The 7,615-nt window shown below is 35.6% G+C and carries 7 protein-coding genes; 4 read left to right on the forward strand and 3 right to left on the reverse strand.

Annotated elements, in window-relative coordinates; genetic code table 11:
• Positions 1-171 precede the first annotated feature (171 nt).
• Positions 172-1,290, reverse strand: coding sequence for a Rap family tetratricopeptide repeat protein (locus NSQ64_RS20860; RefSeq protein ID WP_341018455.1), 1,119 nt, complete (start codon positions 1,288-1,290; stop codon positions 172-174).
• Positions 1,291-2,884: 1,594 nt separating this feature from the next.
• Here NSQ64_RS20860 and NSQ64_RS20865 point away from each other — a divergent pair.
• Positions 2,885-3,397, forward strand: coding sequence for a DUF3967 domain-containing protein (locus NSQ64_RS20865; protein ID WP_341018459.1), 513 nt, complete (start codon positions 2,885-2,887; stop codon positions 3,395-3,397).
• A 122-nt stretch (positions 3,398-3,519) separates the two neighbouring features.
• On the opposite strand, the gene NSQ64_RS20870 is transcribed toward NSQ64_RS20865, so the two are convergent.
• Positions 3,520-4,143, reverse strand: coding sequence for a hypothetical protein (locus tag NSQ64_RS20870; protein ID WP_052773124.1), 624 nt, complete (start codon positions 4,141-4,143; stop codon positions 3,520-3,522).
• Positions 4,144-4,222: 79 nt separating this feature from the next.
• On the opposite strand from NSQ64_RS20870, the gene NSQ64_RS20875 reads away from it, so the two are divergent.
• The 3 genes from NSQ64_RS20875 (at position 4,223) to NSQ64_RS20885 (ending at position 6,252) form a co-directional block, all read left to right on the forward strand.
• Positions 4,223-4,447: a hypothetical protein gene (locus tag NSQ64_RS20875; protein WP_341018463.1), complete on the forward strand. Its 225-nt coding sequence runs from the start codon at positions 4,223-4,225 to the stop codon at positions 4,445-4,447.
• 322 nt (positions 4,448-4,769) lie between these two features.
• Complete coding sequence (locus NSQ64_RS20880; RefSeq protein WP_047203782.1) at positions 4,770-5,141, forward strand: hypothetical protein; 372 nt, start codon at positions 4,770-4,772, stop codon at positions 5,139-5,141.
• Positions 5,142-5,646: 505 nt separating this feature from the next.
• Entirely contained in the window at positions 5,647-6,252 is a 606-nt protein-coding gene (locus NSQ64_RS20885; protein WP_341018469.1) for a hypothetical protein, read from the forward strand.
• 37 nt (positions 6,253-6,289) lie between these two features.
• On the opposite strand, the gene NSQ64_RS20890 is transcribed toward NSQ64_RS20885, so the two are convergent.
• The gene (locus NSQ64_RS20890; protein WP_047203779.1) at positions 6,290-7,312 is read right to left on the reverse strand and encodes a protein rep; all 1,023 of its coding nucleotides are present in this window, start codon (positions 7,310-7,312) and stop codon (positions 6,290-6,292) included.
• Positions 7,313-7,615: the final 303 nt, after the last annotated feature.

Genomic DNA, 7,615 nt, shown 5'->3' on the forward strand with positions numbered 1-7,615 from the left:
GATTTTTTTGTCCTGCTGCACAACAAAAAAACAGACCCTAAGGGTCTGCTAATACATCTTTATCAAGTTGCAACCCTTGATGCAATTTCATGACTCTCTTTAGTTTCTGAAACAACAAAATTTACAGAAACTAATAGTACAAGCGCACACATGACTACAGAGAAAAATCTCTTAGAACTCATACAAGCCATCGCCCCTCCGAATTTGTTTTTGAGCATCGATCATCTGTCTATAAAAATATACAGAATCATCCAAACGCTCAAGCCTATTATAGAATTCGGCGGCTTCTAATGCCAATTCCTCCAAATAAGGAAAACCAGCTGCGTTTCTCAATTCATTCATCGCAAAAAGAACATGCTCTCTATCACCTAAATCTATATACAAAGCCTTCAGCACGTTTAAAACTCGTCCAAATAAAGCATCCTCAAAAAATTGAACATATTCTAAACTCTTCTCAAAAAAAGAAACTCCAGTTTCTCTATTACCTTTTCTAAGATAAATTAGAGCTAAATCATAATAGGCTTGGATCAATTCCTTAGCTTGAATTTTTTCGCCAACCTCAACAGCACGATCAAAATAATAAACTGCTTTATCGTATTGCCCCATATCATTATGACAACATCCAACATTCAACAAAGCTTTTGTAACCATCGAGTCGTTATCAAGTGATCTAGCAATCTTAAGAGTATTTTCAAAATGAACCAAAGCCTTCTCATGAGTTTTCAAATCAATATAATTTCCTGCAACAACTGTAAGACAGTTTATTTCTCGAATAACATAAGTTGAGTTGGCCGTATATGTATCATAAGCAAGTTTCACATAATACATAGACATATGAGTTTGCTTCATATGATAAAAAACTTCTGAAATTTTATAATAAAATTCTGCTCTCTCAATTTCATCTGAAACTTGTGAAAGCTTCTTTTCGGCACGTCTATAGAACGTGATAGCTCTCAAATATTCCCCTTTTGAAAACTCATACATTCCCTTAAAAAAATGAAAATAGTATTCAAGAAGACCAGTAAGTCTCTTCCCCTGTCCTTCTACCTCCCTCAAGTAGTCAGCTTTGTTCATTCTGTTTTCAGAAGGATTTAAATAGTCCAACATCAAACGATGTCTAAACTCCATTAATTGAAAGTATAAAAGGACGTCTTGATCCTCTTCCATATCATTTAAATTTCTCTCAATTTCCGTTTTTAACATTTCAGCATCGGTCACATTGAATCGTTTTATATGGATATACCATTCGTTTATTTGAACACCAATTTGTGAAGAAGGTATATTCGCCATGATCAATCCCCCTTTGTAAATAACCATTTTTCTGTTAAATCCTAGCATAATTTCTCATAAGAGAAGCCTGTTTGCGCCCCACTTTTGAAAATTTTCGGCATCTCGCAAACATTTTTTTAAATGAATTCAGCAGACAAAACGAAAAAACGCATTTAAATCCTCTATAAGCGTTTTTAAACCATTCCCCTATTTCAATTACCTGAACAAAAATAAAAGCGCTCAGAATCGAATCTGAACGCTCTCAACGGCATTTTTGAAATGCACGACATGTTTTTTTATACGTTTTATTTTCATCTTGCGTACTACCCCCCTGTTAGCATGGGGGGTTCCCGTTTGGGTCTCGGTGCTTCGCTTTTCGTTGCCACTCGACGACTGTCGTCGTCTTCCGCTGCGCACTTTCGCCAAACAAAACAGACGCACAAATATTTCTTTAATCTTACCATTTTTGACTCTTTAATTCCAACGGTACAATGCTGCTTTGAACGGAGAGAAAACCCACAGCACCTATTTAGGTGCATAAGTGGGCACTGGTCCTCCAGTGACTCTTTTCGGGCTCTGCCCAAACCCGCCAACGGTAAGCCCGTTGGATCGCAAATATTCAAACCCCCTACCCCCGATCTTCGGGGGATGCCCCTTCGGCTGGCGCAAACAAACGGGGTTTGTTTGAATCAATAGGCTTTGGATATGATGAATGAGTCAACTCCTTAATGCTCACTTTCGTTCCGCTTACCGTTGACTCATGCCATATGTTTTCCACTCCATTTTTTAAACAGTAACGCTCCTTTTAAGTGCACACTTTTCCGAAACAACACAAAACAAACACGAACTTAATTCACCCATTATTGAACCCTTGTTGCGACTGATTTTTTTTGCAAAACGTTACCTTTCTTTGTGTGCAATGCGCTCCTTTTCAAACACAAAACGTTACCAAACTTTCGTGAAAAAACCCCCGTTGGCTTTTCTAAAAACACGCACATTTTTTGGTGCGTATAACTGGGCACTTTGACAAGTGATTAGCAACTGCTCGATCATTTTCCATCACTGATCCGCAAGTGACCTGCTCGTTTTTCAGTAGTGATAGGGAAATGATCACCTCAAAAATCGCCACTGCTGCAGGAGTGATTTACACCACTTCTTTGGGGTCATTTTTTTGCTAGGCTTTGCCTAGCTCCACACCATAAGTGGGGACAAAAACCCCTTACGCTCTTCTCGTTTTTCCTTTTTATGGTGTGCCGATTTTGCCGTTTCTGACACATCACCGCCTTTTTCTCCTAAAAAAAGGTGTGTCAGCTTTTCATTTTTAGGCACATTCCTTTCAAAAATCGCAACTGGCACGAACCAAATCACACTGTGATTTCAAGCATGAAATGGTTGCAGTTTTCCCTTATGCTCTTTTCATACATTTTTCTCCTCTCCATATTTCAATGCAAGAACATAAGAATTACTTGCTTTCACATTGGTATCCCATGCCTTAAACATTACGTGATCGTATGATCGTATCCATGGACACAACCATGATCGTGATCGCAGGAATACATTGATATAACTAGAATAATCAAGGTATGATCGTATGGTGAACGAGGTGGTGAATTATATGGATAACCAAGAAACATGGCACTCTATCAAATCATTAGAGAAAGAACTTCAAATCCCAGATACCACATTACGAAGATACATTCGTCAACATGGCCATCATTTGAACATAAAGAAAAACGGAAAAAGCTATTTAGTAGCAAATGAATCCATTCCCTTGCTAAAAAAAATTCGTGGTTTATACGTAGAAGGAAAGTCTATAGAAAACATTGAGACCATCCTCACTAACGAAGGACATCCAATCACGATCACGATAGACAATCATACAGAAAGTACAGCATTGACGCTGAATGAGTCGATAGAGGACATAAGGAACACTTTCAACTCACAAATGAATGAACAAAAACAAATCATCCAATCTCTTATTCAGACAATTCACGAACAACAACACTACATTGAGGCTAAGCTTGAGGAACGCGACAAAAACCTTATAGAGGCTCTAAAAGAGAATAAAGAAATGAAAAAACAGATTGCTGCATCTCAACAAAAAAAATGGTGGAAATTTTGGAAATAGGACACCCATGAAAATGGCGCACTTATACACACCCTTATGTGAATGCTAAAATCTTTCGATTTCCGTCAAGAATGTAACAAAAAAAGCAGACTCTTTTGAGCCTGCTTTTATCAGAAATCACACTAAAAACATTCTTTTTGTACAACTCCTAGACTGAAGAACTCCACCCAATGCTTTGCATATTCAGCTGGGAGTGCTCTTTTTGTTACATTAATCGCTTTCTTTATAGATTTCGCTCTAGAATAACCCAAATTACGTTGATGCTTATAAGCTTTAATTAAAGCATTAGCAACCACTCGAGTTCCACCCATAATTTTAACAGCCTTCTTGATTTTTAAAATTTTAGACCAAGGTAAAGCATTCATAGCAATAGCTTTACCAATTCCCCAAATACATCCACTCACACTCAAAGTACTCATAACTGGTTCATCAAAATCAGGTGATAATTTTAAGTATTCTCCATCAGCTATGAATTTCTGACCGGCAAATTCATTACCTTTATTCTTGTTAAACCATTCAACACTCTTTTCAATACCTTTAGAAGCAACTTCATCAGGAAGCTTTTCTAATAATTCTAATATCGCAAAATTAACATCCATATCAGGGAAATCATTCAAAAGTACATTGCTATCTGATACAATACTTTCATCAGTTTGGGCAGAAATGGATTTAGCAGGCAAAATAAAGGAAAAAGCTAATGACAAACAAATCAAACTAACAAGAATCGAAAAGGTCTTTTTTCTCATATTACATTACTCCTATTCTTTAATTCTTTAATACATAGTAAAATAATAACACATTTAGCATAAAAAGGAGAGTTTAAAATTGAGTGAAACCATTATAAACCTAATAGCATCAATAATAGCTGTGCTATTAATAGTATTTGTTCTCTCACATAAAAAGTTAAAGAAAAAGCTTGATTTAACAATACTTATATTAGTAGCAACCACAATATTTTTGGTTAAAATTCAGTGGATTTGGATAACTGTTTTCTTACTTTCTTTTGTATATTTTGGGATCAAATATACATATAAATCTAAAAAAGGATAAAACGTATCATAAAAGTCGGCTCAATTGCCGGCTTTTTCTGTTTCTGAAATAGCACATGCGATGATCATCAAAGCAAAAAAAATGAATGATCCTAAATCCATCACATTCACTTCAATCGTCAATCTATCCACCTCCATAATAAATGGATTTTATCACAAAAATATCCACAAAAACGGAGCACTGAAAAATAAAAAAAATGATTGCGGACACCGCAACCAAAATAATAAAATTCAAAAATTTTAATACAGTCATTGTTTTGTAAAAAAATATAATATAACCTAGTATTTGTATTTAAATTAACACAAAGGAAGGTGTAGTAAAAATGTTTAAAAAGATACTTTTATGTTTAATATTATCTGTTTCAATTTTTAATGTAACTAGTCTTGACTCAGCACATGCCAGAGGTTCTTCTAATAGCATACTATTTACAAAAGACAAAACTTCATCAACCACACGAGTTACTTTAAAATCTGGAGAGAAATTATCAATAAACACTTTTGTTTATAGTGGAAGTATTGTATTTACAGTATTTAAAAATGGAAAACAGTATCAAACATTTGCCCCCAAAAAAAAATCATTTACTTACAAATTCCCTAATGCTGGACCAGGACAATATTCTTTAAGAGCTTATTGTGGTTACCCAAATGCTTTAAAAACAGGTTGTCATTCAATATTCTCTATTACAGCTAATTAAAAAGGGCAGAAAACGATATTTCTGCCCTTTTTTATAGTTTTATTATCAAACAAAATTTAGATGTATTCTAAAAAACCCAAAAAAGACGTAAGGTAGTTGACTACTCCACCTACAATAATCACAAAAGTACAAAAAATGATTGCGGACACCGCAACCAAAAAATAAATTTACCAAGGAATTCCCAATACCAAATAAATCAATGCTATTATGAAAATATACCCAAAAAAAGGAGTGATTTCTATAGAAAAGGGGGTTTATAGTAAGCCAAGACAATAGCAATTATAGCTTCAATAAGTGAAAGCACCATGATAATTGAATGATTAACAGGGCGACCCTTAGCAATTAGTTTCTGACCTAAATAATTCAGTAGATAGAAAACCAAAAACATTATGAAAACCGTATAAATAACAGCTAGCATACACAATACACCGTCCCTTGTTTGTGGTTATATAACCATTTTTTGTAACCGCTTGTAATACTATCATTTAAGGAGGATTTGAACAATATGACTTTGAAACTATCCAAAAAATCAATTAGCTCAACAGTTTTAATGGGACTTGCTACAATTACTCTATCATTAGGAATATATGCTCCAAATGCAAAAGCAACACAAAATGAACCTGTCGCACATATAAAAGAAGTTGAAAAGATCAACCACAAACTAGATCAACTAACTGATAAAGCAAATGCTGAACTAAAAAAAGGATCAGATAACGTTGTTGTACAAGAACCTCTCAACGTACAAGGAGACAAGCTTGAGTTATCTATGAAAGTTGAAGACATTTCAACAAAAGCAGTTCAACAAAAGAAATTCAAAGCAAAAGTCACAAATACTACTTGGGGATTCGGGTTCGCTCATGAAGTAAGTGGTAAATTCACTTATGAAAAAGGCAAACTGAAAAGTAGCAGTTATGATGCTTACTTAACTGGTGTATGGTACTCCAAATCTCACAAAACAACACAACACAAACTAGACCCTAGCGTTTGGGAAATCCGAAGTAGAGGAACTTTCAAAGCACTAAAATATACACCTGTTGAATACTCTTCACGTGTTGACGTAGGACTTTACGGCAGTGGAGATTATAGAGTTCTAAAAGCAAAAATCAACTAACCCATTTAAGAAAGCAGGCTCTAGTTAGCCTGCTTTTCTAATTAATTATGTAATTCTTAATCCCAACATGCCAACGAGCCATGATCTCAAACGTTTCATTTGCTACATCGTCATCATCTTCTTCAATCCTGATCAGATCTCCATCCTCAGCATCTGTCAAATTGAGTTCCTGATGAATCTCCTTCAATATCCCGCCATAACCGATAAGCCTTCTGGAAGCTAAAGCACCATCCAAGTAATAGACCGTATCCAAATTTTCCTCGGTCACTTCATTCCCACGTATCACATCAGTATCCTTAATAGGATACTTCGAAATTTCAAGAATGGCCTTTTGTTCTTCCATTGCTTCACGCACTTCTTTTTCAATCGCTTCCGCATCAATTCCTTTTTTCCCTTTGACACGCTGCACGTGCACAATCGGTGTATAATCTAATTTCATTGCACGTTTCCAAAGGCTTGTCCATTCTTTTTGATTAATATAGTTCTTACCAAAATAATTAGTACGAACAGGCATTAACACATGAAAATGTGGATGATATGTATTTTCCTCGTGATTTTTCGTGATCTCTAAAGCTCTAAAATATCCACGCACCGCAGAGTCTACTTTTTTATATTTCATCAATCTATTAAAACCTTTCATCATATCCGAAATGGTCTGTTTTAAATCATCACCCTCAATATTTTTCACTGTCAACGTAAGAAATATCCATGCAGGCTTATATTGCCGATTGGCTTCTTCAACGATCAATTTATTATGATAAGCAATTTTTAACGACCTTCGCCACGCACACATAGGGCACAACCTCACTTTACAAAAATAGGCTTGATATAATCGTAGTCTGCCCGTTTCGTTATCCCTTTTAAACGCAAGACATTCCGCACAATCACACACTTTCTCTGCCTTTTTTCCGTAGTAAGGCGCACCGGTACGCTTTTCAAGTCCTTCATAATGAGCCGCCATAAGTGACGATCTCACCTTTTTCCCTCTCCAATCCCGCTTTTTACCTGTTGCAGTTTTGTCCTGAAGGATGCTATAATTCGATTCAGATGAATATGTCAAAATGAAAAACTCCTTCTGTGGCTAGTTCTCTAGCTATCTATTATTTCGTGTGGTAACTTAATAATAGCAGACGGAGTTTTTCCCTGTCAAATTACCCTCAAACCCTTGACAGGACTGAATCCAACACACTTTTTGAAAATCTCATTGTTTCTATATGTATCAAGATAAGAAAAGACACGATTCCGACTCCGTCAAAATCGCCCAAAAAGCTGGCGAAACCGCCATCTTTTTAAAAGATCAAAACCCAAAAACCTAAAAGACCAAAGACTAAACCAAATTTCCCCGCAGGGGGAGATTTTTTTT

It is taken from the genome of Bacillus sp. FSL W8-0183, assembly GCF_038006825.1.
GTDB classification, from domain to species: Bacteria; Bacillota; Bacilli; order Bacillales; family Bacillaceae; genus Bacillus; species Bacillus altitudinis.